The sequence below is a fragment of the Variovorax sp. 10L426 genome, from assembly GCF_056395305.1.
Genome location: NZ_JBFTJF010000011.1, coordinates 91,990 through 117,035, shown reverse-complemented (window position 1 = coordinate 117,035; position 25,046 = coordinate 91,990). Strand labels below are relative to the sequence as shown.

General features: G+C 65.5%; 28 protein-coding genes. 16 read left to right on the top strand and 12 right to left on the bottom strand.

From position 1 onward, the window contains the following. The 3 genes from AC1DHL_RS17345 to AC1DHL_RS17335 all read right to left on the bottom strand — a co-directional run bounded on the left by AC1DHL_RS17345 (nucleotide 1) and on the right by AC1DHL_RS17335 (nucleotide 2,415). Nucleotides 1–975 carry a Bug family tripartite tricarboxylate transporter substrate binding protein gene (locus AC1DHL_RS17345; protein ID WP_478162751.1) on the bottom strand — a complete coding sequence of 325 codons (975 nt, stop codon included), beginning with the start codon at nucleotides 973–975 and terminating at the stop codon, nucleotides 1–3. Nucleotides 976–1,024: 49 nt separating this feature from the next. Further along, nucleotides 1,025–1,927 (bottom strand): site-specific tyrosine recombinase XerD, encoded by a 903-nt coding sequence (gene xerD, locus AC1DHL_RS17340; protein ID WP_478162750.1) that lies wholly within the window; start codon nucleotides 1,925–1,927, stop codon nucleotides 1,025–1,027. A gap of 83 nt (nucleotides 1,928–2,010) precedes the next feature. Further along, nucleotides 2,011–2,415 carry an RNA recognition motif domain-containing protein gene (locus AC1DHL_RS17335; RefSeq protein ID WP_478162749.1) on the bottom strand — a complete coding sequence of 135 codons (405 nt, stop codon included), beginning with the start codon at nucleotides 2,413–2,415 and terminating at the stop codon, nucleotides 2,011–2,013. Nucleotides 2,416–2,847: 432 nt separating this feature from the next. Between AC1DHL_RS17335 and AC1DHL_RS17330 the strand changes: the two genes are divergently transcribed. Further along, the gene (locus AC1DHL_RS17330) at nucleotides 2,848–4,377 is read left to right on the top strand and encodes an ammonium transporter (protein ID WP_478162748.1); all 1,530 of its coding nucleotides are present in this window, start codon (nucleotides 2,848–2,850) and stop codon (nucleotides 4,375–4,377) included. A 3-nt stretch (nucleotides 4,378–4,380) separates the two neighbouring features. Here the strand turns inward: AC1DHL_RS17330 and AC1DHL_RS17325 are convergent, their stop codons facing one another. From AC1DHL_RS17325 to AC1DHL_RS17305, 5 genes are all read right to left on the bottom strand, one after another. Beyond that, nucleotides 4,381–4,704: a hypothetical protein gene (locus AC1DHL_RS17325; RefSeq protein WP_478103457.1), complete on the bottom strand. Its 324-nt coding sequence runs from the start codon at nucleotides 4,702–4,704 to the stop codon at nucleotides 4,381–4,383. 130 nt (nucleotides 4,705–4,834) lie between these two features. Beyond that, nucleotides 4,835–5,695, bottom strand: a complete 861-nt coding sequence (locus AC1DHL_RS17320; RefSeq protein ID WP_478103458.1) for a class I SAM-dependent methyltransferase — start codon at nucleotides 5,693–5,695, stop codon at nucleotides 4,835–4,837. A gap of 29 nt (nucleotides 5,696–5,724) precedes the next feature. Then, nucleotides 5,725–6,636: a bestrophin family protein gene (locus tag AC1DHL_RS17315; protein WP_478103459.1), complete on the bottom strand. Its 912-nt coding sequence runs from the start codon at nucleotides 6,634–6,636 to the stop codon at nucleotides 5,725–5,727. A 110-nt stretch (nucleotides 6,637–6,746) separates the two neighbouring features. Next, complete coding sequence (locus AC1DHL_RS17310; protein WP_478162747.1) at nucleotides 6,747–7,835, bottom strand: hypothetical protein; 1,089 nt, start codon at nucleotides 7,833–7,835, stop codon at nucleotides 6,747–6,749. Between the two features lie 142 nt (nucleotides 7,836–7,977). Beyond that, nucleotides 7,978–8,952, bottom strand: coding sequence for a tripartite tricarboxylate transporter substrate binding protein BugE (locus tag AC1DHL_RS17305; RefSeq protein WP_478103462.1), 975 nt, complete (start codon nucleotides 8,950–8,952; stop codon nucleotides 7,978–7,980). A 104-nt stretch (nucleotides 8,953–9,056) separates the two neighbouring features. Between AC1DHL_RS17305 and AC1DHL_RS17300 the strand changes: the two genes are divergently transcribed. Together AC1DHL_RS17300 and AC1DHL_RS17295 are read left to right on the top strand one after the other, a co-directional pair. Next, nucleotides 9,057–9,965, top strand: a complete 909-nt coding sequence (locus AC1DHL_RS17300) for an AEC family transporter (protein ID WP_478103463.1) — start codon at nucleotides 9,057–9,059, stop codon at nucleotides 9,963–9,965. A gap of 9 nt (nucleotides 9,966–9,974) precedes the next feature. Next, the gene (locus AC1DHL_RS17295; RefSeq protein WP_478103464.1) at nucleotides 9,975–10,403 is read left to right on the top strand and encodes a hypothetical protein; all 429 of its coding nucleotides are present in this window, start codon (nucleotides 9,975–9,977) and stop codon (nucleotides 10,401–10,403) included. Here the strand turns inward: AC1DHL_RS17295 and queG are convergent. Next, nucleotides 10,390–11,460: a tRNA epoxyqueuosine(34) reductase QueG gene (gene queG / locus AC1DHL_RS17290; RefSeq protein ID WP_478103466.1), complete on the bottom strand. Its 1,071-nt coding sequence runs from the start codon at nucleotides 11,458–11,460 to the stop codon at nucleotides 10,390–10,392. The genes AC1DHL_RS17295 and queG overlap by 14 nt on opposite strands. On the opposite strand from queG, the gene tsaE reads away from it, so the two are divergent. Further along, a complete protein-coding gene (tsaE, locus tag AC1DHL_RS17285) occupies nucleotides 11,446–11,943 on the top strand; it encodes a tRNA (adenosine(37)-N6)-threonylcarbamoyltransferase complex ATPase subunit type 1 TsaE (protein ID WP_478162746.1) in 498 nt (165 codons plus the stop codon). The two genes, queG and tsaE, sit on opposite strands and share 15 nt — an antisense overlap. Then, nucleotides 11,940–13,403: an N-acetylmuramoyl-L-alanine amidase gene (locus AC1DHL_RS17280; protein ID WP_478162745.1), complete on the top strand. Its 1,464-nt coding sequence runs from the start codon at nucleotides 11,940–11,942 to the stop codon at nucleotides 13,401–13,403. The genes tsaE and AC1DHL_RS17280 overlap by 4 nt, the downstream gene beginning before the upstream one ends. Before the next feature lie 19 nt (nucleotides 13,404–13,422). Here the strand turns inward: AC1DHL_RS17280 and AC1DHL_RS17275 are convergent, their stop codons facing one another. Next, complete coding sequence (locus AC1DHL_RS17275) at nucleotides 13,423–13,890, bottom strand: hypothetical protein (RefSeq protein ID WP_478162744.1); 468 nt, start codon at nucleotides 13,888–13,890, stop codon at nucleotides 13,423–13,425. Between the two features lie 141 nt (nucleotides 13,891–14,031). Between AC1DHL_RS17275 and AC1DHL_RS17270 the strand changes: the two genes are divergently transcribed. The 8 genes from AC1DHL_RS17270 to AC1DHL_RS17235 all read left to right on the top strand — a co-directional run bounded on the left by AC1DHL_RS17270 (nucleotide 14,032) and on the right by AC1DHL_RS17235 (nucleotide 21,283). Then, nucleotides 14,032–14,727, top strand: coding sequence for an RNA polymerase sigma factor (locus AC1DHL_RS17270; protein ID WP_478103471.1), 696 nt, complete (start codon nucleotides 14,032–14,034; stop codon nucleotides 14,725–14,727). Nucleotides 14,728–14,752: 25 nt separating this feature from the next. Then, on the top strand, nucleotides 14,753–15,331 hold the full coding sequence (locus AC1DHL_RS17265; RefSeq protein WP_478103472.1) for a ferritin-like domain-containing protein: 579 nt from the start codon (nucleotides 14,753–14,755) through the stop codon (nucleotides 15,329–15,331). Between the two features lie 64 nt (nucleotides 15,332–15,395). Beyond that, complete coding sequence (locus AC1DHL_RS17260; protein WP_478103474.1) at nucleotides 15,396–15,821, top strand: MarR family winged helix-turn-helix transcriptional regulator; 426 nt, start codon at nucleotides 15,396–15,398, stop codon at nucleotides 15,819–15,821. Continuing rightward, entirely contained in the window at nucleotides 15,818–17,581 is a 1,764-nt protein-coding gene (locus AC1DHL_RS17255) for a chloride channel protein (RefSeq protein ID WP_478103475.1), read from the top strand. The genes AC1DHL_RS17260 and AC1DHL_RS17255 overlap by 4 nt, the downstream gene beginning before the upstream one ends. 47 nt (nucleotides 17,582–17,628) lie before the next feature. Then, nucleotides 17,629–17,988 carry a DUF2946 family protein gene (locus AC1DHL_RS17250; protein ID WP_478103476.1) on the top strand — a complete coding sequence of 120 codons (360 nt, stop codon included), beginning with the start codon at nucleotides 17,629–17,631 and terminating at the stop codon, nucleotides 17,986–17,988. A 69-nt stretch (nucleotides 17,989–18,057) separates the two neighbouring features. Then, on the top strand, nucleotides 18,058–19,494 hold the full coding sequence (locus AC1DHL_RS17245; protein ID WP_478162743.1) for a hypothetical protein: 1,437 nt from the start codon (nucleotides 18,058–18,060) through the stop codon (nucleotides 19,492–19,494). 80 nt (nucleotides 19,495–19,574) lie between these two features. Then, a complete protein-coding gene (locus AC1DHL_RS17240; RefSeq protein WP_478103479.1) occupies nucleotides 19,575–20,498 on the top strand; it encodes a metal ABC transporter substrate-binding protein in 924 nt (307 codons plus the stop codon). Beyond that, entirely contained in the window at nucleotides 20,495–21,283 is a 789-nt protein-coding gene (locus AC1DHL_RS17235) for a metal ABC transporter permease (protein ID WP_478162742.1), read from the top strand. Before AC1DHL_RS17240 ends, AC1DHL_RS17235 begins: the two co-directional genes overlap by 4 nt. Here the strand turns inward: AC1DHL_RS17235 and AC1DHL_RS17230 are convergent. Next, complete coding sequence (locus AC1DHL_RS17230; RefSeq protein WP_478103482.1) at nucleotides 21,271–21,693, bottom strand: Lrp/AsnC family transcriptional regulator; 423 nt, start codon at nucleotides 21,691–21,693, stop codon at nucleotides 21,271–21,273. The genes AC1DHL_RS17235 and AC1DHL_RS17230 overlap by 13 nt on opposite strands. A gap of 146 nt (nucleotides 21,694–21,839) precedes the next feature. Between AC1DHL_RS17230 and AC1DHL_RS17225 the strand changes: the two genes are divergently transcribed. The 3 genes from AC1DHL_RS17225 (at nucleotide 21,840) to AC1DHL_RS17215 (ending at nucleotide 24,274) form a co-directional block, all read left to right on the top strand. After that, entirely contained in the window at nucleotides 21,840–22,889 is a 1,050-nt protein-coding gene (locus AC1DHL_RS17225) for an ornithine cyclodeaminase (RefSeq protein ID WP_478103483.1), read from the top strand. A gap of 25 nt (nucleotides 22,890–22,914) precedes the next feature. Then, nucleotides 22,915–23,853 (top strand): citrulline utilization hydrolase CtlX, encoded by a 939-nt coding sequence (gene ctlX, locus AC1DHL_RS17220; RefSeq protein ID WP_478162741.1) that lies wholly within the window; start codon nucleotides 22,915–22,917, stop codon nucleotides 23,851–23,853. Nucleotides 23,854–23,986: 133 nt separating this feature from the next. After that, entirely contained in the window at nucleotides 23,987–24,274 is a 288-nt protein-coding gene (locus tag AC1DHL_RS17215) for a glycine zipper domain-containing protein (RefSeq protein ID WP_478103485.1), read from the top strand. Between the two features lie 48 nt (nucleotides 24,275–24,322). Here the strand turns inward: AC1DHL_RS17215 and AC1DHL_RS17210 are convergent, their stop codons facing one another. Continuing rightward, nucleotides 24,323–24,970 (bottom strand): DedA family protein, encoded by a 648-nt coding sequence (locus AC1DHL_RS17210; protein ID WP_478103487.1) that lies wholly within the window; start codon nucleotides 24,968–24,970, stop codon nucleotides 24,323–24,325. Between the last annotated feature and the right edge of the window lie 76 nt (nucleotides 24,971–25,046).

Genomic DNA, 25,046 nt, shown 5'->3' with positions numbered 1-25,046 from the left:
CTAGTCTGCCTTGATGCCTGCAGCACGCACGATGCGGCCGTTGCTCTCATACTCGCTCGCGATCTCGTCGGCGAAATCCTCGATGCGACCGCCGGTCGGCACGTTGTCCGTGGCCAGCAGCTTGGCGCGCAGGTCGGGGCTGTTCAGCGCCTTGTTGATCTCGACGTTGTACTTCTCGATCAGGATCGACGGTGTTCCGCCCGGCGCAAAGACGCCGAACAACGACGACATGTTGGCCGCGGGATAGCCCAGTTCGGCCAGCGTCGGCACCTTCGGGAGCTTGTCGAGGCGCGCCGGTGCCGCCACCGCCAGCGGACGCAGCCTGCCCGCCTGAATCTGCGCAGAGACCGTCGCACCCGCATTGGTCGAAAGGATCTCGAACTGTCCGCCGATGGCGTCGTTCAGCTGCTGGCCGCCGCCCTTGTACGGAATGTGCGTGACGTCGATGTTGGCCGCTGCACGCAGCTGCTCCAGCACGACATGGCCCAGCGAAGCCTGGCCCGACGTCGCCCATCGAATGGCACCGGGCCGCGCTCGCGCGTCATCGAGCAGCGTGCGGAAATCGCGCGTCCCGGTGGCCGGCGTCGCCAGCAGCACCACGGGCGAATACATGACGCTCGCCACCGGCGCAATGTCTTTCATCGGATCGAAAGGCGACTTGCCCAGGTGCGGATTGAGCACCAACGGGCTGATCGCCGAAAAGCCCAGCGTGGCGCCGTCGGGCGCCGCCTTGGCGACCGCATCCATGCCGATGGTGCCGCTTGCGCCGGCCTTGTTCTCGACCACGAAGGTCACGCCGAGCTGCGCCGCAAGCTTGTCGGCCAAGGCGCGCGCGACCACGTCGCTGACCCCGCCGGCCGGATACGCGACGATGAGGCGGACGGTCTTCGGCACGACCTGCGGCTGCGCCGCCATGGCAAACAACGAAAGACCCAGCGCCGCCACCACGCTGCGACGGCAAAAATTCAAAGGCATCGATACAACTCCTCGGTCATGTGATTGTCCAGCGATCGGCGAACTCGCTTCAGCCGCGCGGATGATGTTTGGCGTGCAATTGCTTCAGCCGCTCGCGCGCGACGTGCGTGTAGATCGTCGTGGTCGAGATGTCCGCGTGGCCGAGCAGCATCTGCACCGCGCGCAGGTCGGCACCGTGGTTGAGCAGGTGCGTCGCAAAGGCGTGGCGCAGCGTGTGCGGCGACAACGGCACATGAATGCCCGCCGCCAGCGCGTTTTTCTTCACGATGACCCAGAACATCATCCGCGTCATGCCGGCGCCACGGTTCGTCACGAAAAGGTCGGAAGTCTGCTGGCCGTCGAGGATGGCCGGGCGCGACTCGCGCAGATAGCGCTCGATCCAGCGCCGCGCCTCGCCACCAAAAGGCACCAGGCGTTCCTTGCTGCCCTTGCCGAGCACACGCAGCACGCCGTCGTTCAGGCTCATCTCGAACACCTTGAGCGCGACCAGTTCACTCACGCGCAGCCCGCTGGCGTACATCAGTTCCAGCATGGCCCGGTCTCGCAGGCCCAGCGGCGTGTCGACGTCCGGCGTGGCCAGCAGGTCGTCAACCTGCTTTTCCGACAAGGTCTTGATCGCGCGCGGCATCTGCCGCGCCGGCGCCAGCCGCAGGCTCGGATCGGCGGCAATGCGCTGTTCGCGCAGCGCCCAGCGGTAGTAGCGCTTGAACACCGTGAGGCGCCGGTTGGCCGAGGTCGCCTTGCCCTTGTCGGAGAGGCGCGCGCCCATGTAGGCCTGGAGATCGTTCTCCAACGCGGCATCCAGCGTCTTGCCGCGCTCGGCCGCTACCCAATTCGCGAAGAGCTCCAGATCGCGGCGATAGGCGGCCAGCGTGTTCTTGGAAAGTCCGTCTTCGAGCCAGAGGGCGTCGATGAAGTCGTCGATTTCAGGCGTTTCGTTGGCCACGGTCATGCGGCGCAAGATAACAAAAGATCGAGGGGGAAAAACAAAAAGGCTCCCGAAGGAGCCTTTCTACCGTTGCCGGTGCGCGCTGCTTAGTAGCCGCCGCGACCGCCGCCACCGTAACCGCCACCACCGCCGCTGCGGTTGCCGCCGCCGTAGCCGCCGCCACCACCACCACCACCACCACCGTAGCCGCCGCCACCGCTGCGACCACCGCCGCCGCCGCCGAAGCCGCCGGGCGAACGGGGCTCCATGGGACGGGCTTCATTGACGGTGAGGTTGCGACCGCCGAGCGACTGCTCGTGCAGGCCCTGGATGGCTGCGAGAGCTTCGGAGTCGGTGCTCATTTCGACGAAGCCGAAGCCCTTGGAGCGGCCGCTGTCGCGCTCCATCATGACCTTGGCGCTGGCGACCGTGCCGTACTGGCTGAAAGCCTGTTCGAGATCGTTGTCGCGGATGGAGTAAGCGAGGTTGCCTACGTAAAGTTTCTTGCCCATGGAGGGACTCCTAATTCAAACCAATAACACAAAGCGATGGAGTCCCAATATCACAACAAACTAAACAGGCGCTGTGGCGCGAAACTGACCGATCACCGGTTCACGCGCGGACTTCAAGAGAACCGCGACGCGCGGGTATTGTCGTCGACTATTCGGCTTTTGGGTGAAATGTCTTGAATTGTCGCAATCGGACACATCATCCCGGTGCGTGACCTCGGGCCGACCCATGGGAGTGCCACGCGCACCATGACGGAGCGGTTGAGATTATTTCGCGCCTCTGCGGTGCATTTGCACGCCGGCCACTCGAAAAACCTTGCGCAACGACAGGCACAGGAAATGCTCTGCCAAGCATCGATTCCACCGAAAAATCGGCGCATGGGTGGGAGAAAGCAAGCCGAAAGCGGTGCGAACTCTCTTTAGGGGGTGTTCATCATGAAAAAAGCCTTCGCATCGCTGGCCTTGATCGGTGCGCTCGCGCTGTCGACCGCGAGTTGGGCGGAAGACAAAGCCACCACGGCGCCGGGCACGACGCCTGCGGTCTCGGCGGCATCACCGGCCGACACAAAGCCGGCCGCGACTGCAGCGCTTGCCGCTCCAGCCACCGCAGATGCCACCGCGCCCTCACCCAAATGCGGCGACAAGGGCTTCGACTGCAACAAGGGCGACGTCGCGTGGATGATGACTTCCACCGCATTCGTGCTGTTCATGACCGTCCCCGGGCTCGCGCTGTTCTACGCCGGCATGGTGCGCAGCAAGAACGCGCTGTCCACCGTGATGCAGAGTTTCGCCATCTTTTGCGTGATTGCGGTGCTGTGGGTCATCTACGGCTACAGCCTCGCCTTCACCGCCGGCACCAGTCCATTCATCGGATCGTTCGACAAGCTGTTCATGCGCGGCGAGGATCTGTCCACCGCGGTGGCGGCGACCTTCAGCAAGGGTCAGTACCTGCCGGACGCCGTGTACTGCATGTTCCAGCTCACCTTCGCGGCCATCACGGTGGCCCTGATCTGCGGCGCCTTCGCGGAGCGCTTCAAGTTCTCCGCGATGATCATTTTTTCCGTCCTCTGGTTCACCTTCGCGTATCTGCCGGTCGCGCACATGGTGTGGTACTGGGATGGTCCGGACGCCTACACCTCGGCGGCGGCGGCTGAGGCCGCCCAAAGCCATGCCGGAAAAATCTTCCAGTTGGGCGCCCTGGACTTTGCAGGCGGCACCGTGGTGCACGTCAACTCGGGAATCGCTGCGCTGGTGTGTGCCCTGGTCCTGGGCAGACGCGCCGGCTACGGCAGGGTGTCGATGGCGCCGCACAGCATGATGATGACGGCGATCGGCACCGGCATGCTGTGGATGGGCTGGTTCGGTTTCAACGCCGGTTCCGCGCTCGAGGCCACGGGTTCGGCGGGCATGGCGTTCTTCAACACCTTGTTCGGCACCGCCACCGCGGGCGTCACCTGGACGCTGACGGAATGGCTCGTCAAGGGCAAGCCCAGCGTGCTGGGAATCTGCTCCGGCATCGTGGCGGGCCTGGTGGCGATCACGCCCGCGGCTGGCTATGTGGGTCCGGTCGGCGCGTTTGTCACATGCGGCATTGCGGGCATCGTCTGCTTCTTCGCGGTCACGAAACTCAAGGCCTGGCTGAAGTACGACGACGCGCTGGACACCTTCGGCGTGCACTGCATCGGCGGAATCCTGGGGTCGCTGGGCACCGGGCTGTTCGTCAATCCGGCCTTTGGAGGCACCGGCGTTTTCGACTACGTGGCCAACAAAGTGGGCGACTTCGACGCCAGGGCGCAGATGATCGCGCAGTTGCAAGACATCGGCATCACCCTGGTCTGGTCCGCGTTCGTGGCCTTCGTGATCATGACGATCCTGAAATACACGATCGGCATCCGTTCCAGCGACGAGGATCAGGAACAAGGGCTCGACCTCGCCGACCACGGCGAAAAAGCCTACAACTTCTGATTCTCAGAGAGGCTCGGACAAGATCTTGAGCCCCAGCCAGGCCGCGCCGATCACCGCATTCACCGACACGCTCAAGGCGCTCGGCACATAGAACAGTGCCGATACCGCAGGCGCGCCAAGCAGGATTTCGACAACCCCGCCCAAACCGTACAGCAGCACCGCGCACCACAACCAGCGCCACATGTATGTGAGAAGCCAGTGCGCCTGGGACTGGTTGTGCCGCCGGGCCGCAGAGCGCTCGATGAGATTGCCCTGCGTGACGTCCAGGAAGAGCCACTCGAAAAAGAAGTAGCGGTACAGCAGAGTGCGGAATGTCAGCTCATGCACGGTCCATTTCCTTCTGATGGCGGTGCTCCGTCCCAGCCGCTTTTGACAGCGTGTGCAATGCCGGGTTCCAAGGCAGCGCCTTCGCGATGCCGTCATTCTGCTGTGAATCCGGGGAATCGGCTGTAGGCGGCTACGTATTTGCGAGCAGCAATTCCTCCGCATTGCTTGGCGGACGCAAGCCATCGGTCCTGCCCGAGAAGTAGCGCAGGGTCAGGTCCGCCGCCGAGACGTGCCGTGCTTCTGCGAAGCCGGCCTCGCGGGCCAGCGCCAGCATTTCCGGCGGGGTGAAGTAGCTGATGAAGGGCGTCCCGCTTGCCCGCGCGCCCTTCTCCGCCATCTCAAGCCCGGGACGCACTTCCGGGTCCGCCATTTCGAGCGGCAGCAGGAAGGTCATGGCGAGCGTCGATCCCGGGGCGAGTGTCGCGACCTGGCGCAGCGCGGCCGCGTTTGCCTCCTTGGTCAGGTACATGCTGACGCCGGTGGAGACCACGATGGCCGGCTCGCTCTCGTCGAAGCCGGCGGTCACAAGCCGGTCGCGCCAGGCTTCTCCCGCCTCGAAGTCGACCGGAACGAAGCGCAGCCACTCCGGAATGCCGTAGCCGAGTTCGACCAGGCGCTGACGCTTCCATGCCTGAGGACCGGGCGGGTCGACCTCGAAGACTGTCAGGCGCGACGCGATCTCCGGCCTCCGCTGCGCGAAGCTGTCGAGGCCGGCGCCGAGGATGACGTATTGCCCGAGCCCGCGGGCGGCCTGTTCGACGACCAGATCCTCGATGAAGCGCGCACGCGCCACGATGGAGGCGCGGAAAGGACGCGTGAACTGCGGGTCCATGTCCCCGCGGCTGCGCCAGTCCTTGTCCGGGGCCAGCAATTGCAGGCCGACCTGGTCTTCCAACACATGCGGCGATGGGTCGGCCTCGACATGCAGGGCGCGCCACAAGGCGACTCGCGCTGCCGTGCTGTCGGGTGCTGCATCCGGCTTGTCGTTCATCGCATTCCATCCTTTCAAGTGGCTGCGCATCAGGTCAGGTTGAAGTCTTGCGGCACTGCCTCCGGCTCGGGCGGCGTCTCGCCCATCATTTCCCTGAGAGTCGCCTCGATCATTCGCGACATCGCGTCCAGCGGCAGATCGTTTGCCTCGGTGCCGAAAGGCTCCTCGATTTCAGCCGCGAGCGCTTCGAGGGCGAAGAACGTATAGGCGATGAAGGCGACGACCACCGGCGTCATGGGCCCGATGGCGTCGACCAGCCCGAAGGGCAGCAGCACGCAGTACAGGTAGATCGTCCGGTGGATGATCACCGCGTAGGTAAAGGGAATGGGCGTGCCGGCGATGCGTTCGCACCCGCCCAGCGCTTCGGTCAGTCGGCCCAGCGGGACTTCCATGGCCTGAATCAGCGCGGGCGGCAAGCGGCCGCTGGCGCGTCGATCCCTCAGCCATTCGCCAGCCATCAGCAGCAGCATCGCCGGCTTGTAGCGTACTGGCGCCAGGCGCGATGCATCTTCGGGTGAAAGCAAACGATCGAAATCCGGCGTCGGCTCGGTACCGCGTAACTGATGACGAAGCGCGTGCACGAAGGCGATCAGCCGCGCTGCGAGTCCTCCAGCCTCCGAGGGCGGATCGGCCAAGGTCAATGCCTGGCGCAGCAGCGATCTGGTTTCATTGAGCACGGCGCCCCATAAAGTGCGCGCTTCCCAATAGCGCGCGTAGCTCGTGCTGTTGCGAAAGCCCAGGAAGATGGCCAGCGTCAGGCCAATGAGCGAAAAGGGTACGAAGTTGAGCGGGATCTTCCACTGAAACACGCGGCCGTGCAGGACGGTCACGAGAACGGCGAAAGCAGTGGTCGCCAGGAGTTGCACTGCGATGCTCGGCAACACGGACCCGCGCCAGACGAAGAGCATGCGCAGCCAGTGCGGACGCGGTCGAACGATCATGACCGCCGCGAGCGCTGAACGACAGGAACTGCATCCATCGAGAGATCATAGTGGGGCCGATCTCCGTCGGTCCGACGGATGAATCACGCGCGCCACGGCCGCCGGGGCTGTCAAGCCGCCGCCGCCGGCCTCTCGCCGAACACTTCCTCGTACCGCTTTTCCAATTCATCGACCGTCTCCTGGGCCTGCCACCAATCCTTCTCGGCCCTGCTGTGCGAGCGCACGGTCTTGCACAGGTCCTTGACCAGAATGTCGTAGTCGAACTTGCGAAGCCGCAAGCGCTTGCATCGAAAATCGTCGTGGTCGAAGCACTTGAGCAACAGGGCATAGCACCTCAGCTCGGTGACGAGGATGACCATGGTTCGCTCGGCCTCGGCGGGTTCGAACTCGACGAGATCCTTGACGGCTTTCCTGGCGCTCTCGTACGCGAGGAACAACATATAGACCACGTCGGTGATCGACTCCCTCCAGGCATCCGGCGTGACCTTCGTCGGTTGGGCGAGCCGCCGCATCAAGTCGCGCATTGCCTTCATGTAGGTGTAGAACTCGACGATGTTGTTGACGACCTTCGCCTCGAGCAATTGCAAGTCCCGAGCGTTGTTGTCGAACACCGGGAAGTACTGCTCTTCGGAGACGAAGGTGTAGGAGCCCGACGACGATGCACCGTCGCCCGTTCGGCTGACGGGCATGTCAGGGGAGTTTCCGGCATTGGCGCGCTCGTACATTTCGACGTAGCGCGTGCTGACATCGAGAATCGTGCCGACCCTGCAAAGCGTGCCGATCTCGCAGGCAAACAGATCCACGACACCGAGCCTGGTGGAAGCGGCGCGATAGGCCCAGGCGATAACGACGCCGCCTACCGTGAGCACCGAACCCGCATACAGCTTCGAAAGCGGCTGCAGCAGATCCTTGAGGGCGTCGAGATGCAGGCACGACGCAACGACCTGCACGAAGATAAACACCAGACAGGCAAGCAGTACGGACAGGCCCAAGGTGAACATCAGCTTGAGGTCGACCACGTGCGCGGATCGAAAGAACCGGTAGAGCGTCGATGCGACTTCCTTGGCGCTGGCGTCCTTGTCGGAGATGAGCCCCATGGCCCGGAGCAATGCTCGCGGAGAGAGCCCGACCAGCAGATTCAGCCGGTGGGGCTGGCCAGTGGACCGAACGGCGGGCTGAACAGTGAGTGTTTCGGACATCCTGGGACTCCCCCATGCCGCGCTGCCGCGGCCCGGCCCGTGGATGCCCAGCAAACGAAGGTCGCCAGAGAGGCTCCCGAGCGCCACTGCATGCTTTCACGAAAGCCTGCAGGGCGCATCGCCCGAAGTGAGGAGATGCTCTTCAGTCGAGCTGCAGCTTCTGCTTGACGACCACGTCCTTGTAGATGGCGAACTCGGCCTTGATCTGCTCGGCGAACTGCTCGGGCGTGTTGGCCACGACGAGCGAGCCGGTGTCCTCGATGCGCTTGCGGACGGCGGGGTCTTCGACCGACTTCTTGACGCCGGCATTGATCTTGTCGACCACGTCTTTCGGCAGGCCCTTCGGGCCCAGGATGCCGTAGTAGGCCATGCGGTTCACGGGCTCCAGGCCGACTTCCTTGAAGGTCGGCACATTCGGCAGTTCCTTCAGGCGCTGCGGCGCCGACACCACGATCGGCACCAGCTTGCCGGCCTTGATGAAGGGCAGGGTCGATGGGATGTTGTCGAACATGATCAGCACCTGGCCGGCCACGACGTCGTTCAGCGCCGGCCCGGCGCCGCGATAGGGAATGTGCGTGACGTAGGTGTTGGTGAGGCTCTTGTAGAGTTCCATCAGCAGGTGGCCGATGCCGCCGGTGCCTGACGAGGCGTACGAATACTTGCCCGGGTTCTTCTTCAGTTCGGCGACGAACTCTGCGTAGTTCTTCGCGGGGAAGCTCGGGTTCACCGCGATGATGTTCGGCGTGGCCGCGATGTTGACGATCGGCGTGAAGTCGTTGATCGGGTCGTAAGGCGTCTTCGGGTTGATGGCCGGATTGGCCGCGGTGCTCGACACGGTCGCCACGCCGAGCTTGTAGCCGTCGGGCGCGGCCCGCGCGGTTTCCGCAGCGCCCACGATGCCACCTCCGCCTGCGCGATTGATGACCACCACGCTCTGGCCGAGCGCCTTGCTCAGCGGCTCGGAAATCACGCGCGCCACGATGTCGGTGGTGCCGCCGGGCGCGAAGGGGACCTGCAACTCGATGGGCTTGTTCGGATAGCCCTGCGCCCAACTGGACGTTGCGAACGCGAGCAGCGAGGCAGCGCCGGCGAGCGCATTCCATTGACGACGGTTCATTGATTGGCCTCCTTGAGCCACGAGATGAAAGCCACGATGCTACCGGCTCGCTCCTCTCTCCGCTTCGTGGATAACCCACGGCCCGCGCCGTTATCCTCGACCGGGTGAACTATGCGCAACTGCTCTTCCCCGATTTCTCTCTCATCGCATGCGGCTGGCTGTTGTGCCGCTACACCGCACTCGATCGCCGTGTCTGGGACCAGGTCGAAAGCCTGGTGTATTACTTCCTCTTCCCGGTGCTGCTGTTTCATTCGATCATCCGCAGCCCTCTCGATTTCGGCGCCACGTCGAACCTGCTCACCGCAGGTGTAGGGGTCGGGCTCTCCGGCATCGCGCTGGCGTATGCCCTGCCCTTTCTGCCGCTGATCGGCTCGCACATCGACCGTCGCGATCATGCGGCGAGCGCGCAGGTTTCGTTTCGCTTCAACTCGTTCATCTGTCTCGCGCTGGCTGAACGCCTCGGCGGGCCCGAGGGCCTGCTCATGATCGCCGTGCTTATCGGCGTGTGCGTGCCGCTCTTCAACATCGCGGCCGTGTGGCCGATGGCGCGACATGCGCAAACCGGCTTGGCGCGGCAACTGGTGCGCAACCCGCTGATCATCGCCACGGTGACCGGCCTCATCGCCAACGTACTGGGCCTCGCAGTGCCGACCTGGCTGGCGCCGACGCTGTCGCGCATTGGCGCAGCATCCCTTGCACTGGGCCTGATGGCGGCGGGCGCAGGCATGCAGTTCGCGACGCTCGCGCGCGGCAAGGTGCTGGCTGCGTCGGTGCTCGCCATCCGCCATCTGGCGCTGCCCCTGATTGGATGGAGTTTGTCGACGGTGCTGAAGCTCGATGCGTCGCAGGCGGCCGTTCTGATGACCTTCTCGGCCGTGCCGACCGCGTCGAGCGCCTACGTGCTGGCCGCACGCATGGGCTACAACGGCCCGTACGTCGCGGGACTGGTGACGTTGTCGACGGTGCTCGGCGTGGCAAGTCTTCCCTTCGCGCTGGCGCTGATCAGCAGCTAACATCCGCTGATGCGTCCCTCCCTCCTGGCCGTTGCCGCCGCAGCCTCGCTCGCAGGCATGGCGCAGGCGCAGGACTACACGCACTACCGCGGCGCCTGGAACGGACCCTTCCTGTTCTATGTCGCGCAGCAGGACACCGGCGCACTGGGGCCACCGGCGGTCTATCCGGGCACGCTCCAGATCGAAGCCGATGGCGCCGTGCGCGGCAGCGTGCCCGATGCGGCCTGCATGATGACGGGGTCCAGCACGGACTACATCTCAGCGATCAATGCGTCGATCGATCTCGATGTGAGCGGTTGCCGGGACGCGCGCTTCAACGGCCACTACAACGGGAAGCTGCTCAACAACCCGGTGTTGAAGTACGGATCGCTCCGGTTGAGTTCGATCCGCTCGATGGATGCCGGAACTGCCCAGATCTCGGCCATCATCCGCCACTGACGTCCAGCGCCCATTCGACATGCTCGCGCACCAGTGCGCTCGGGTGCGTGCGGCGCGTGGCCAACGCGGCGCGAGCGCTTTCGTCGCCGGCCCTCAGCGCATTGCCCAGCGCCACGGCCACGTTGCGCAGCCAGCGCTCGTGGCCGATGCGCCGGATCGGGCTGCCTTCGGTGTAGCGGAGAAAGTCTTCCTCGCTCCAGGCGAAGAGCTCGCTCAGCTGGCAGCCGGTGAGCCCGTCCCTCGCATCGAAGTCCGGCAACGTGCTCTTCTTCGCGAACTTGTTCCACGGACAGATCAGCTGGCAGTCGTCGCAACCGTAGATGCGGTTGGCCATCAGCGGCCGAAGTTCGAGCGGGATCGACCCCGCGTGCTCGATGGTCAGGTAGGAGATGCAGCGCCGCGCATCGAGCCGATAGGGCGCGATGATGGCCCGCGTCGGGCACACGTCGATGCAGGCACTGCAGCTTCCGCAGTGCGGCGTGACGGGTGCGCTCGGCGGCAGCGCCATGTCGACATAGATCTCGCCCAGGAAGAACATCGAGCCCGCCTCGCGGTCGAGCACCAGCGTGTGCTTGCCGCGCCACCCCTGGCCGCTGCGCGATGCAAGCTCGGCTTCGAGCACCGGGGCCGAATCGGTGAAGGCGCGATGGCCGAAGGGCCCCACTTCTTCCGCGATGCGCTCGGCGAGCTTCGACAGACGCGAGCGCAGCACCTTGTGATAGTCGCGGCCTCGCGCATACATCGACACGATGCCCTCGCCAGGCCGTTGAAGCCTTGCGAACTCCACGGCCTGCCAGTCGTCTGGCGTTTTGCGCGGCAAGTAATCCATGCGCGCCGTGATCACCGACACGGTGCCGGGCACCAGCTCGGCCGGCCGCGCGCGCCGGGTGCCGTGGGCAGCCATGTAGTGCATGTCGCCATGAAAACCTTCGGCCAGCCACTGCATCAAGCCCGCTTCGGCGCTCGACAGATCGACACCCGCGACCCCGATTTGGGAGAATCCCAGCTCCCGGGCCAAGGCCTGAATCCGAATCACGAGTTGATGGCTGCCGATCACCTGCCGATTGTAGAAACGCACAGCACCACACGGGTCTGGCGAACCGAAGACGATACGGATGCATTGGCGCGCGCGCTGGCGCGATCGCCCGCCATGCGCGACGCCTTCATTTCGCTGCAAGGCGACCTGGGCGCCGGCAAGACGACCTTCGTTCGCCACCTGCTGCGCGCCCTGGGCATCACAGGTCGCATCAAGAGTCCGACCTATGCGGTGGTCGAACCGCACGAAGCGCCGGACGGGCTCGCCATCTTCCATTTCGACTTCTACCGCTTCAGCGATCCGCGCGAATGGGAAGACGCGGGCTTCCGTGACATCTTTGCCGGTCCGGGCGTCAAGTTGGCCGAATGGCCAGAAAACGCCGCGGGGCGCATCCCGCTTGCCGACCTCGCTATTAAAATCGAAGCAATGACCGACGACACTCGCACTGTGACCCTCCGTGCCAACACACCGCGCGGCACCCGGTTGCTGGCCGACGCTGCATGAGCGCCGCGCCGAACTCGATGAGCGCAGCATTGACTCCAAAGGGACTCAAGCGACGCGCGCTGCTGCAAGGCGGCAGCCTCGCCCTGCTGCTCGGCGTGCAGGAGATCGCCCGGGGCGCCACGATCGTGGCGGTCCGCGTCTGGCCCGCCGAAGACTACACGCGCGTCACCATCGAATCGGATGGCCGCCTGAAGTCGCAGCAACTGGTGGTCGGCAATCCACCCCGGCTGGCGGTGGACGTCGAAGGCATCGATCTCAATCCGGCGCTGCGCGAGCTGGTCGGCAAGATCAAGCCTGACGACCCCTACATCAACGGCCTGCGCGTCGGACAGTTCGCGCCCAGCGTGGTGCGCATCGTCTTCGACCTCAAGCAAGCAGTGGCGCCGCAGGTGTTTTCGCTGGCGCCCGTGGCGGCGTACCGCGACCGGCTTGTGCTCGATCTCTATCCGCAGCAGGCCATCGATCCCCTCGAAGCGCTGATTGCCGAGCGCATGCGAGAAGCCTCCAAGGGGCCGGCCGTTGCCGGCGCGGCGCCACGAAGCGCTCCGCCGCCGGCGGAAGCACCCGATCCGCTCGGCGAGCTGATGGCGCAGCAGGCAGCGCGTCCGCCGCAGCCCTCTCCTGCACCCGGCAATCGGCCACCGGCGGGCGCCGGCCTGCCGCTGCAAGTGCCGCCCGTGGCAAGCGGGCCGCCGCCAACCGTCGCGCGCGGTGGCGCCACGGCGAACCAGACGGATCGCATCATCATCGTCGCGCTCGATCCGGGCCACGGCGGCGAAGACCCTGGCGCGACCGGATCGAACGGCACGCGCGAGAAAGACATCGTTCTGCAGATCGCGCACCGGCTGCGCGAACGCATCAACGCGAGCAGCGTCAACGGCAACCCCATGCGCGCATTTCTCACGCGCGACTCGGATTTCTTCGTGCCGCTCGGCGTGCGCGTGCAGAAGGCGCGCCGCGTGCAGGCCGACCTGTTCGTGAGCATCCATGCCGACGCGTTCACCACGCCTGACGCCCGCGGCGCGAGCGTGTTCGCGCTGAGTCAGAGCGGCGCATCGAGCAGCGCTGCCCGCTGGCTCGCCAACAAGGAAAACTCGGCCGACAGCGTCGGCGGCGTGAACGTGGGCTCCCATGAGGTTCAGGTGCAACGCGCCATCCTCGACATGAGCACCACGGCGCAGATCAACGACAGCCTCAAGCTCGGCGGCGCGATGCTCGGCGAGATCCGGGGCATCGGCGCCCGCCTCCACAAGGGTCAGGTCGAGCAGGCCGGCTTCGCGGTGCTCAAGGCGCCCGACATCCCGAGCGTGCTGGTCGAGACGGCCTTCATCAGCAACCCCGAGGAAGAAGCCAAGCTGCGCAGCACGGCCTACCAGGAAGACCTTGCGGATGCGCTCATGCGCGGCATCCAGCGCTACTTTGCGCAGAACCCGCCGCTGGCGCGCAGCCGGCAGCTGTAGCGCTTATTTCGCTTATTTCCTATTTCCCAGGCAGGCCGCAGGCCTGCAGCGACGACTTTTTCATCAGGTCGAGGTCGCGCCGCGACGCCGGCGGGGCGCCGCGGAACGCCGTCGAGAAACGATCGGCACCGCATTCGCAACGCTGAGTGCGATCGGCCTGCTTTTGAAAGGACGAAACGCAGTCGCGCTTGAACCAGCCGAAGATGCTCTGCTTCGGCGCGGGGCACGACTCCAGCAGCTTCATATCGCGCACGATCGCCTTTCGCTGGTGCGTCGAATCGGCCGCCTGAACCCCTTTCCTGTAGCCCTCTGTCAGACACTTGCAATCGTAGAGATCGACGTAGAGCTCGTTCTTGGCGCACGCGACACTGAAGCGCTGGACCTCGCGCTCCAGGTCCGCCTTGGTCGCGGCGATGCCCGGGCCCGCGAACGCCGTCGCGAGCACAAGAACCACCATGGCGCACGCCATGCACGGGACCCGATCCATGCCTTCTCCTGTTGCGCCGGCACCCCGGCCGACAGGCGCGATATTGCCGACAGTCGGCGCGGATGTACATGGCCGGCGGCGCTTCGACCAGAAAGTTGAAACGTGCGAAGGGGGCGTGCCATCTAATGGGCGAAGGAAGCCATGCCCTCTACCGCCCCCACCCCCCAAACCCCGCCGCCGGAACAGGCGTCCGACCTCGAACTCGCGACGCGCGCCTCCCGGGGCGATGCCGCCGCGTTCGAATGCATCATGCGGCGCCACAACCAATTGCTGTTCCGCACGGCGCGCAGCATCCTCAAGAGCGACGACGAGACGGAAGACGCCTTGCAGGAGGCCTACCTTCGCGCCTGGCGCGCGATCGGGAGCTTCCGGGAAGACGCCCGGCTTTCGACCTGGCTCGCGCGCATCGTCATCAACGAGTCATTGGGTCGACTGCGCCGCCGAAGCGCACTGGTGATTCCCCTCGACCCCGCGGTGTCCGCCACGGGCGAGACCATGGAGTCACAGGTGCCCGGCGACCCGGACCACCAGCCGGAGCGCGTCGCCATGCGTGAGGAAATCCGTCAACTGATCGAACGCCGCATCGACCGGCTGCCCGACGCCTACCGCACAGTGTTCGTGCTGCGTGCGGTGGAAGAAATGAGCGTCGCGGACACGGCCGTGGTCCTCGACCTGACCGAGGCCACGGTGCGCACGCGTTTTCTCAGGGCACGCGGCATGTTGCGCGAATGCCTGTCGCGCGACATCGATCTGGCGGTCGACGACGCCTTCTCGTTCGACGGCGCGCGATGCGACCGCATCGTGGCCGGCGTCCTCGCCAGGCTCCCTCACGACTGAACCCACCCACGGAAGGAAACCCACCATGTCGTTCCTCTCATTCCTCCAGATGCCCACCCCCGTCGCGGCGCGACGCCTGTTCCTCGGCCAATCGGGGTTGCTGTTGTCGGGAACCGCCGTCGCGCTGCTGGCCGGCAACGACGCCCTGGCGGCCAAGTCGGGCGGTGCCGACAGCAGCGACGTCCAGATCCTCAACACCGCGCTGGGTGCAGAACTCGAAGCCATCGCCGCCTACCAGCTCGGCGCCGACAGCAAGCTGCTGGAGAAGCCCGTGCTCGACCTCGCCGTGACCTTCCAGGGCCATCACAGGGCACACGCCGCCTTGCTGGCCGGCACCGTCGCGAAACTGGGCGGCCAGCCGGTCGCGGCCAAGGCCAAGTACGACTTTCCGGTCGACCAACTGAAATCGCAGGCCGACGTGCTGAAGTTCGCGGCCAAGCTCGAGCAAGGGGCGGTCAGTGCCTACCTGGGCGCGGTGCCGCTCTTCAGCGAGCGCGATCTGGCGAAGGCGGCCGCCAGCATCCTCGGCGACGAGGCCATGCACTGGGCCGTGCTGCGCCAGGCCGTCGGCGAAGCGCCAGTGCCTGGGGCCTTCGTGTCCTGAAGCCCCGGAGGCGATCCATATATATCACGTTGTGATATAAATGCGGTTTTTTACGCCGCAACCGATGTCGCCTCCCCCACGTCCACTGATCAAGAAAGACTTCGAAGCTCTCTCCGAATTTCGCTACCAGATGCGCCGCTTCGAGCGCTTCTCCGAGCGCGCGGCACAGGCCGAAGGCATCACGCCGCAGCAGTACCTGATGCTGCTGCACATCAAGGGCTTCCCGGGCCGCGGATGGGCATCAGTGGGTGAACTCGCCGAGCGCCTCCAGTTGCAGCCGCACGGCGCGGTGGCGCTGGTCACGCGCTGCGAGGCGCTGAAACTGGTCGAGCGCCGGCCCAGCGAGACGGATCGCCGCCAAGTCGAGGTGCACCTGCTCGAACAAGGCGAGCAACTGCTCCAGCGGCTCGCCGCCGTGCACCGGGCGGAACTCAAGTCCCTGAAGGGCGTGTTCCAGGTTCCACAGATCGACCATCCGGGCGCACCATGAGCCATACCCACGGCGGCCATCGCGGCGATTTCGCGCTCAACACCCGGCTTTTCAGAATCACGGCCATGGCCGCGGTGATCGGCGCGCTCGGCACCGTCGCGGCGTTCGTGCTGCTCGACCTGATCCGCTTCTTCACCAACCTGTTCTTCTTCCAGACCTTTTCCATCGCCGACCGCTCGCCGGCCACGCACACGCTCGGCGCCTGGGTCATCGCGGTGCCGGTGATCGGCGGGCTGATCGTCGGCCTGATGGCGCGCTACGGCTCCGACAAGATCCGCGGCCACGGCATTCCCGAAGCCATCGAAGCCATTCTGTTCGGCAAGAGCAAGATGTCGGCGAAGGTCGCGCTGCTCAAGCCGATCTCGTCAGGCATCGTGATCGGCAGCGGCGGACCGTTCGGCGCCGAGGGGCCGATCATCATGACCGGCGGCGCCATCGGCTCGCTGATCGCGCAGTACTTCCACCTGACAGCAGGAGAGCGCAAGGCTTTGCTGGTGGCGGGCGCCACTGCCGGAATGACCGCCGTGTTCGGCACGCCGGTCGCGGCGGTGCTGCTCGCGGTCGAGTTGCTGCTGTTCGAACTGCGCCCACGCAGCTTGCTGCCCGTGGCAGTCGCCTGCGCGGTGGCGGGCTTTACGCGGCCGCTGCTGATGGATCCGGGCCCGCTCTTTCCGCTGCAGACTGCCGCGCCCGGTCCGCTGGCGATGATGTCCTGCGTCATCGCCGGACTGATGTGCGGCTTGCTGGCCATCGCCCTGTCGACCTCGCTCTACAAGGTCGAAGACCTCTTCGGCAAGCTGCCGGTCCACTGGATGTGGTGGCCGGCGATCGGTGGCGTGGCCGTGGGCATCGGCGGCTATCTGCAGCCGCGTGCGCTGGGCGTGGGCTACGACGTGATCGGCGATCTGCTGCACAACCACCTCGCCATCGGCGTCGTGCTGGCGCTGCTTGCCGTCAAGGCGGTGATCTGGGTGATCGCGCTCGGCTCCGGCACTTCGGGCGGCGTGCTGGCGCCGCTGCTCATGATGGGCGCAGGCCTGGGCGTCGGATTGGCCCAGGTGCTGCCCGGCAACGACCCGATGTTATGGCCCCTGGTGTGCATGGCCGCGACGCTTGGCGGCGTGATGCGCGCGCCGCTGACGGCGACGATCTTCGCCTTTGGCCTCACGCACGACAGCAATGCCCTGCTGCCGCTGCTCGCGACTTCGGCGGTAGCCTATGGATTCACGGTGCTGACGATGCCGCGTTCGATCCTCACCGAGAAGATCGCGCGGCGCGGCTACCACATCTACCGCGAATACGGCATCGATCCGCTGGAGCGTCATTTCGTGGAAGAAGTGATGACGCGCGACGTGGTGACGATCGATGCGGCATTGACGGTCGACCAGGCCATGGCGACGCATTTCGGCGCAGGGCAGGCACACCGGGCATTCCCGGTGCTTGACGGCGGCGCGCTGAAGGGCGTCGTCGATCGCGGCATGCTGGTGTCGCGCGGCCTGCACATGCCCATCGCCACGGTGGGCGGTGCGTGCGATGGGTCCACGCTGCACTTCGCGCTGCCCGGCGAGAACTGCCGCACGGTGGCCACGCGCATGGCCCGGCATCGGCTCGAACGGCTTCCGGTCGTGGCGGATACGGCCTCGATGACGCTCATCGGCATCGTGGCGCGCAGCGATCTGATCAAGCCTTCGATCGTGCATTTCGATGAAGAAGAAAAGCGCGAACGTCTGCGCAGCATGCCCTGGCGTTCTCAGCCGTAGTCGCGCTGGCGACCCGCCCGCCACTCGCTAAGATGCGGGTCTTCGCCATGACTACCTTTCGCGCGCGCACCCGTCCGCCTCGCCACCTCGCGTGGCTGATGTGGATCGCGCTGCTGCTTCCCATCGCGCAAGCGGCGGCGAATTGGCACACGGTGTCGCACACCGCGCAGGCGGTCGCCGAAAGCGGTGGCCTCCACGACAAGCAGGCGCCTGACGCCGCCCATTGCGACCTCTGTCTGACGGCAGCCGCCATCCACGGCGGCGCGCTGCCCAGCACACCGGTTCTCTTTGCTCAACCTTCCGCGCGGCACGAGGCTCCGGCCGTCGCCTTCGCGGGCGTGTGGCCGGGATCGCCCACGCGCATCTACCAGAGCCGCGCTCCGCCGACGCCTTCCATCGATCGTTGACCGTCGTGCCCGATCCGCTTCCCGAGCGGGCGGGCGCCTTCCAACGTCCTTGCGAGGAGCGTCTTTTTCATGCGAACCCTTTCCCGGATCAGCCTCGCGCTGGTCCTGGCCACGCCATTTGGTGCGATGGCCGACCCTTCATCCTCCGATGTCGACGCGCTTCGACAGGAGATCAAAGCCATGCGCGCGGACTATGAAACGCGCCTGCAGGCACTCGAACAACGCGTCAAGGCGGCCGAAGCGGCGGCGGCGAATGCGACCGCCGCCGCGGCGAGCGCACCGCCGGCGACAGCGAGCGCGGCGCCACCTGCCAGCGCACCGGCCGCACTGCCAGCACCGGCGGCACCCGCCGCGCCGGCTGTCGCCTCGTCGGGCGGCGGAGGCGCCAATGCGTTCAACCCCGCGATGTCGCTGATCCTCTCGGGCGGCTACGCCAACACGTCGCAAGACCCGGCGAAGTATTCGATCACCGGCTTCCCCCTGCCGCCGAATGCCGAGATCGGGCCGGGCACACGCGGCTTCAGCCTCTCGGAAACCGAACTTGGCTTCTCGGCCAGCATCGACCCCTGGCTGCGAGGCGCAGCCAACATCGCGGTGGAACCCGACAACTCGGTGTCGATCGAGGAAGCCTTCGTCCAGACGACTTCGCTCGACAACGGGTTGTCGCTCAAGGCGGGCCGCTTCTTCTCCAGCATCGGCTACCTCAATCCGCAGCATTCCCACACCTGGGACTTCGTCGACGCCCCGCTGGCCTACCAGGCCATGCTGGGCACCCAGTACGGCGACGACGGCATGCAACTGAGCTGGATCGCACCGATCGACCAGTACCTGGAGCTCAATGCCGAAATCGGCCGCGGTCTCACTTTCCCGGGCAGCGATTCGAGCATCAACGGCGCGGGAATGACCGCGTTGAGCCTGCACACGGGCGGCGACATCGGCGACAGCAGCAACTGGCGCGCCGGCGTCTCGGTGCTGAACGCCAAGGCCAGCAACCAGGCGCTCGTCGCAACGAACGCAGCCGGCGCATCGGTGAACGACATCTTCAACGGCGACACGCGCGTCTGGGTGCTCGACGGCGTCTGGAAGTGGGCGCCCAACGGAAACGCCACGCGAACCAACTTCAAGCTGCAGGGCGAATACCTGCACAGCACGCGCAACGGCAACCTGCTCTATGACGTGGGCAATCTCGACGCGTTCGGCAACTACCGAGCGGCGCAATCGGGCTGGTATGTGCAGGGGGTCTACCAGTTCATGCCGCGCTGGCGCATCGGCGTTCGCACGGAGCAGCTGGACCCCGGAACGCCGGACTTCGGGTTCGGGTCCGCCTTGCTCTTCACCGACTACCGGCCACGCAAGAACTCCGTGATGCTCGACTTCAACCCCAGCGAGTTCTCGCGCATCAGGCTGCAGTTCGCACAGGACCGCGCGACCCAGGGGCGCACCGACAACCAGATCTTCCTGCAATACCAGATGAGCCTCGGCGCCCATGGCGCGCATAGCTATTGATCACCCCCAGGCTTCGCGCACTTCGTGTCGCTTCGCCAACCCCCTCTCCGGGGGCAACCTTTCTTTCACAGGAGCTCATCATGAAAAAGCGCTCTTCACTCTCTCTTCTTGCATTGCTGGCTGCGCCGCTCATGCTGCTGGCCTCACCGTCCCACGCGGCGCTCCGCGTCTTTGCCTGCGAGCCCGAATGGGGCGCGCTGACACAGGAACTCGGCGGCAGCCTGGTCGATGTGTCGGTCGCCACCAATGCGCTTCAGGACCCGCACCAGATCCAGGCCAAGCCGAGCCTGATCTCTCGTGCGCGCAGCGCCGACCTCGTGGTCTGTACCGGCGCCGAACTGGAGATCGGCTGGCTGCCCGTGCTGCTGCAACAGTCGGGCAACGCGAAGGTCCAGCCCGGCCAGCCGGGCAACTTCGCGGCGGCGGATTTCGTGCGCAAGCTCGAAGTGCCGACGCAGGTCGACCGCTCGCAAGGCGACGTGCATGCGGCCGGCAATCCGCACATCCAGACAGATCCGCGCAACATCGCGCTCGTCGCCGCAGCGCTCGGCAAACGCCTGCAGGAAGTCGATCCGGCGAACGCAGCCGAATACGCCAAGCGGCAGGCCGACTTCACCCAGCGCTGGCAGCAGGCGATGACGCGCTGGTCCACACAGGCAGCACCGCTCAAGGGTGCGCCGGTGGTCTCGCAGCACAACGCCTTCGTCTATCTCTATGACTGGCTCGGGATGAAGGAGGTGGCCGTGCTCGAACCCAAGCCCGGCGTCGAGCCGACGGCATCGCACCTGCAGGAGGTGCAGGCCACGCTCAAGGGCGCGCCGGCGCGCATGGTGGTCTATGCCGCCTACCAGGACTCGCGACCTTCCGACTGGCTCAGCAAGAACGCCGGCATTCCGGCCGTCAAGCTCCCCTTCACCGTCGGCGGCACGGAAGGCGCGAAAGATCTCTTCGGGCTCTTCGACGACACGCTCGCGCGACTTCTCGGCGCCGGAGCCAAGTCGTGAACTGGAGCGCGCTCGACTGGGGCATCCTCGGGCCCGCCCTGATCGCGGGGCTCCTCGTGCTTGCGACGCACGTGCCGCTCGGCATGCAGGTGCTGGACCGCGGCATCGTCTTCATCGATCTCGCGATCGCGCAGATCGCAGGTCTTGGCGTGATCGCCGCCGATGCGCTCGGCATGCCCGAGGGCGGCGTGGCGGTGCAGTTCGCCGCCGTCTCCGCGGCACTGCTCGGCGCATGGCTGCTGACGTGGACCGAACGCCGCGCGCCGCAACAGCAAGAGGCGCTGATCGGCGTGATGTTCATCCTCGCGGCCTGCGCCGGCATCCTGCTGCTGTCGAGCAATCCGCACGGCGGCGAGCACCTCAAGGACCTGCTCGTCGGGCAGATCCTGTGGGTCAACACGACGCAGTTGCTGTGGCTGGGCGGAATCTCGGCCGCGCTGTTGCTCGCACTGTGGATGGGCTGGGTCGGGCGGCTCGGCCGGTTCGGCTTCTACGCTGCCTTCGCGCTCGCAGTGACGGCGTCGGTGCAACTCGTGGGCGTCTATCTCGTGTTTTCGAGCCTGATCATTCCGGCGCTGGGCACGCGCGGGCTGAGCGGCGCGCGGCGCTTCAAGGTCGCCTATGGCATGGGCGTGGCGGGCTATGCGCTCGGGCTCGCGCTGTCGGCCTTGTTCGACTTGCCTTCGGGCGCGGTGATCGTGTGGACGCTGGCGGCCTGCGCGCTGGCCGGCGCCTTGGCGGTGCGGCCCGACGCTGCGCAGCCACAGCCGGACTACAACTTGTAGGTCGACAGCAGGATGCTCGTCTCGCTACTCGAGATCCCCGGGATCGAACGGATGGCGGTGAGCACCCTGTCGAACGCCTCCAGCGTGTCGGCGCGCAGTTCGGCCAGGAGATCCCATCGCCCGTTGGTCGAATGCAGCGCCGTGACGTTGGGGTGACCCCGTAGCGCGCGGCGCACTGCCTCACCGTGCGCGCCGTCGACTTCGATGCTCATCAAAGCCCTGATGCGGTGGGGTTCCGCGTCGGGCCGTAGCCGCACGGTGTAGCCGACGATGGTGCCATCGCTTTCCAGCTTGCCGATCCGGTTCTGCACGGTGGCCCGTGCCACGCGGAGCTTTTGCGCGAGCGCCACCACGGACATGCGCGCGTTGTCCCGCAATAGGCCAATGAGTTGGCGGTCGATGTCGTCCATGGATTTGACATTTTGCAATCTCCAGCGAGCGAAATGCAAGCATCCAAGCCGGAATTGACAGGTTGCGGGGTTCAATTTGGCACCCTTCGGAGGAACAATTGAACGCATAGAGAGATCGCTGCGGCCCCTCCGCAGAGGAGAAAACCATGACGCGCTTTATCGATGTCCCGACCATGTCCCGCCTCATCCAGGACGTCGGCGTGATTCCACTCATCGGCCAGTTGGCGGACTTCATCCAGCAGGACTTCGTGAGCTGGGCGGACTTCGAGAAGACGGCCCGCGTGGCGAGCCATTCCGAGATCGGCGTGATCGAGCTGATGCCGGTGTCCAGCGCCAAGACCTATGCCTTCAAGTACGTCAACGGCCATCCGAGCAACACGGCGAAGGGCCTCTACACCGTCATGGCGTTCGGCGTGCTGGCCGAGGTCGAGACCGGCTATCCGGTGCTGCTGTCGGAACTCACGGTTGCCACCGCGCTGCGCACCTGCGCGACATCGCTGATGGCGGCACGCGCGCTGGCGCGACCCAATGCGCGCCGCATGGCACTCATCGGCAACGGCGCGCAAAGCGAGTTCCAGGCTGTCGCGCTTCATGCGCACCTGGGCATCGACGAGATCGCCGTCTACGACGTCGATGCGCGCGCCACCGAGAAGCTGATTCGCAACCTCTCCGTCTTCCCTGCACTGAAGGTCATTCGGGCCGCTTCCACGGCCGAAGCCGTGCGCGGCGCCGACATCGTGACAACCGTCACCGCCGACAAGGCCTACGCCACCATCCTGACGCCGGACATGATCGAGCCGGGCATGCACATCAACGCCATCGGCGGCGATTGCCCCGGCAAGACTGAACTGCATGCCGACGTGCTGCGCGGCGCGCGCGTCTTCGTCGAGTACGAGCCGCAGACGCGCATCGAAGGCGACATCCAGCAGTTGCCGAAGGATTTTCCGGTGGTCGACCTGTGGCGCGTCCTGGCCGGCATCGAAACGGGACGTCAGAGTGACGCACAAGTCACGGTCTTCGATTCGGTCGGCTTCGCGCTCGAAGACTATTCAACGCTGCGCTATGTGCTCGAACAAGCGACCAAGCGCAATCTCGGCACCGACGTCGAACTCGTGCCGTGGGCCGACGACCCGAAGGACCTGTTTCGCTACACCCGCACCGGGACCTCGCGCGCCGTGATGCGCCGGGTCGCCTGAGGTCGATCCAGAGGAACCGCATCGCATGTCCAAGCTCCGCTCCATCCAGGCTCCCTCCGCCATCGTCATGATCCGGCCGCACGGCTTCACGCCGAATCCGGAGACCGCCGCCGACAACACCTTCCAAAGCCTTGCCGAGAAGGAATCGGCACAGTCCGTCGCTCGCGCGGCCTACCGCGAAGTGACCGCTGCAGCGGAACGCCTGGAGACCGAAGGGGTGCGCGTGCATCTGTTCGAAGACCGCGGCGAGCGCGATACGCCCGATTCGGTGTTCCCCAACAATTGGTTCTCCACGCACCCGGGCGGCCACGTCGCGCTCTATCCGATGTACTGCGAGAACCGCCGGCGCGAACGCCGTCCGGAAATCATCGAGATGCTCAAGGCCGAGTACCGCGTGCAGGAAGTGATCGACTATTCCGGGTTGGAACATGACGGCCTGTTCCTCGAAGGCACCGGCGCGATGGTGTTCGACCACATGGCGCGCGTGGCCTACGTCGCGCGTTCGAAGCGTGCCGATCCCGTCGCGCTCGAACGCTTCAGCACGCACTTCAACTTCGAGCCGATGGTGTTCGACACGGCTGATCCGGCCGGCCGGCCGGTCTATCACACCAACGTGCTGATGTGCGTGGCAACCGAGTTTGCGATGGTCGGCTTCGACCCCATTCCTGACACGCGTCGCGCAAACCAGGTGCGCGAGCGGCTCGAAGAATCGGGACGCGAAGTTGTTGCGCTGAGCGCGGCGCAGATCGCCAACTTTGCCGGCAATGCGATCGAGTTATCGGGTTGCGATGGTCGAATCCTCGCGTTGTCGCAACGCGCTTGCGACGCCCTCACGGCGCAGCAGAAAGAAGTGATCGAACGCTCCGCGCGTCTCGTTCCCCTGTCGGTGCCGACGATCGAAATGGCTGGCGGTTCGGTGCGCTGCATGATCGCGGGCATTCACCTCGCGCCGAGGCAGCGATGAGACTGCTGCGCCGCAAGATGGTGGCGCGCAAGGGTCGATAGCGCATTCGGTCAAGACACCGGGGTCGCCTCCTACACCCCGGGATGCAGGCTTCTTCAGAATGATTTCACCAACCCAATGAAAGGTGGACATCATGAAGACGAGACTCTGGATCACCGCCGCGGCTGCTACTTCGATCATGGCACTGGCCGGATGTGCCGCCGGACCCAATGAACAGCTGGGGACGGCAGGTGGTGCGGTAGGGGGCGCACTGGTCGGCCAGGCGATCGGCCACAACACCGCGGCTACCGTCGGCGGCGCCGCGGTCGGCGGCTTGATTGGCAATCAGGTCGGACGCAGCGCCGACCAGCGCAACTACTACAACCAGCAACCCTACTACCCGAGCAACACCTACTACCCTAACAACGGGCCTCGCTACTGAGTAGGTACATGCGTTTGGAGGAGCGCGCCGCACAGGGCGCGCTTTTTTTTAGCGCGCCGTGGACGCGCCGCGCGCGCGCCACGCGCCGAAGATCGCGATCAGACCCGGGATGAGGATCAGGCCCCAGATGATTTTCTCGAGGTTGTCCTTCACCACCGGCAGGTTTCCGAAGAAGTAGCCGGCGGTGCAGATGCTCAACACCCAGAGGAATGCGCCGACGATGTTGTAGAGCGTGAACTTCCCGCGCGTCATGTCGGCAACCCCTGCCACGAAGGGCGCGAACGTGCGAATGAATGGCATGAAGCGCGCGAGGATGATGGTCACGCCGCCGTAGCGCTCGTAGAACGCATGCGCCTGATCAAAGGCCCTCTTGTTGAAGAAGCGCGAACTCTCCCACTTGAATACCTTGGGTCCGAAATAGCGTCCGATGCTGAAGTTGCACTGGTCACCCAGGATCGCCGCGGCCAGCAGGATCGGCACCGCCACGGCATAGCTCATGAGCCCCGCGCCCGCAAGCGCACCCACGATGAAGAGCAGCGAATCGCCCGGCAGGAAAGGCATCACGACCAACCCTGTCTCGACGAACACGATGAGGAACAACAGCCCGTAGACCCAATACCCGTAGGCGACGACGAAGTCCTGGAGGTGTTTGTCGATATGCAGGATGAAATCGACGATAAAGCTGATGAATTCCATGGAAGGATTGTCACTCACCCCCAGGCTTGTCCACTTCGTGCGGCGCGGGCAGCACTTGATCGCATGATGGAAAACT

What these genes read in the sequence shown, in the direction of transcription:
- AC1DHL_RS17260 (WP_478103474.1), top strand. Translation starts at nt 15,396, where the DNA reads ATGTCGCCTCCCCCACGTCCACTGATCAAGAAAGACTTCGAAGCTCTC.
- AC1DHL_RS17345 (WP_478162751.1), bottom strand. Translation starts at nt 975, where the DNA reads ATGCCTTTGAATTTTTGCCGTCGCAGCGTGGTGGCGGCGCTGGGTCTT.
- ctlX (WP_478162741.1), top strand. Translation starts at nt 22,915, where the DNA reads ATGTCCAAGCTCCGCTCCATCCAGGCTCCCTCCGCCATCGTCATGATC.
- AC1DHL_RS17315 (WP_478103459.1), bottom strand. Translation starts at nt 6,636, where the DNA reads ATGATCGTTCGACCGCGTCCGCACTGGCTGCGCATGCTCTTCGTCTGG.
- AC1DHL_RS17335 (WP_478162749.1), bottom strand. Translation starts at nt 2,415, where the DNA reads ATGGGCAAGAAACTTTACGTAGGCAACCTCGCTTACTCCATCCGCGAC.
- AC1DHL_RS17225 (WP_478103483.1), top strand. Translation starts at nt 21,840, where the DNA reads ATGACGCGCTTTATCGATGTCCCGACCATGTCCCGCCTCATCCAGGAC.
- AC1DHL_RS17280 (WP_478162745.1), top strand. Translation starts at nt 11,940, where the DNA reads ATGAGCGCCGCGCCGAACTCGATGAGCGCAGCATTGACTCCAAAGGGA.
- AC1DHL_RS17240 (WP_478103479.1), top strand. Translation starts at nt 19,575, where the DNA reads ATGAAAAAGCGCTCTTCACTCTCTCTTCTTGCATTGCTGGCTGCGCCG.
- AC1DHL_RS17275 (WP_478162744.1), bottom strand. Translation starts at nt 13,890, where the DNA reads ATGGATCGGGTCCCGTGCATGGCGTGCGCCATGGTGGTTCTTGTGCTC.
- AC1DHL_RS17295 (WP_478103464.1), top strand. Translation starts at nt 9,975, where the DNA reads ATGCGTCCCTCCCTCCTGGCCGTTGCCGCCGCAGCCTCGCTCGCAGGC.
- AC1DHL_RS17245 (WP_478162743.1), top strand. Translation starts at nt 18,058, where the DNA reads ATGCGAACCCTTTCCCGGATCAGCCTCGCGCTGGTCCTGGCCACGCCA.
- AC1DHL_RS17330 (WP_478162748.1), top strand. Translation starts at nt 2,848, where the DNA reads ATGAAAAAAGCCTTCGCATCGCTGGCCTTGATCGGTGCGCTCGCGCTG.
- AC1DHL_RS17270 (WP_478103471.1), top strand. Translation starts at nt 14,032, where the DNA reads ATGCCCTCTACCGCCCCCACCCCCCAAACCCCGCCGCCGGAACAGGCG.
- AC1DHL_RS17305 (WP_478103462.1), bottom strand. Translation starts at nt 8,952, where the DNA reads ATGAACCGTCGTCAATGGAATGCGCTCGCCGGCGCTGCCTCGCTGCTC.
- AC1DHL_RS17310 (WP_478162747.1), bottom strand. Translation starts at nt 7,835, where the DNA reads ATGTCCGAAACACTCACTGTTCAGCCCGCCGTTCGGTCCACTGGCCAG.
- tsaE (WP_478162746.1), top strand. Translation starts at nt 11,446, where the DNA reads ATGGCTGCCGATCACCTGCCGATTGTAGAAACGCACAGCACCACACGG.
- AC1DHL_RS17255 (WP_478103475.1), top strand. Translation starts at nt 15,818, where the DNA reads ATGAGCCATACCCACGGCGGCCATCGCGGCGATTTCGCGCTCAACACC.
- AC1DHL_RS17215 (WP_478103485.1), top strand. Translation starts at nt 23,987, where the DNA reads ATGAAGACGAGACTCTGGATCACCGCCGCGGCTGCTACTTCGATCATG.
- AC1DHL_RS17250 (WP_478103476.1), top strand. Translation starts at nt 17,629, where the DNA reads ATGACTACCTTTCGCGCGCGCACCCGTCCGCCTCGCCACCTCGCGTGG.
- AC1DHL_RS17230 (WP_478103482.1), bottom strand. Translation starts at nt 21,693, where the DNA reads ATGGACGACATCGACCGCCAACTCATTGGCCTATTGCGGGACAACGCG.
- AC1DHL_RS17265 (WP_478103472.1), top strand. Translation starts at nt 14,753, where the DNA reads ATGTCGTTCCTCTCATTCCTCCAGATGCCCACCCCCGTCGCGGCGCGA.
- AC1DHL_RS17210 (WP_478103487.1), bottom strand. Translation starts at nt 24,970, where the DNA reads ATGGAATTCATCAGCTTTATCGTCGATTTCATCCTGCATATCGACAAA.
- xerD (WP_478162750.1), bottom strand. Translation starts at nt 1,927, where the DNA reads ATGACCGTGGCCAACGAAACGCCTGAAATCGACGACTTCATCGACGCC.
- AC1DHL_RS17320 (WP_478103458.1), bottom strand. Translation starts at nt 5,695, where the DNA reads ATGAACGACAAGCCGGATGCAGCACCCGACAGCACGGCAGCGCGAGTC.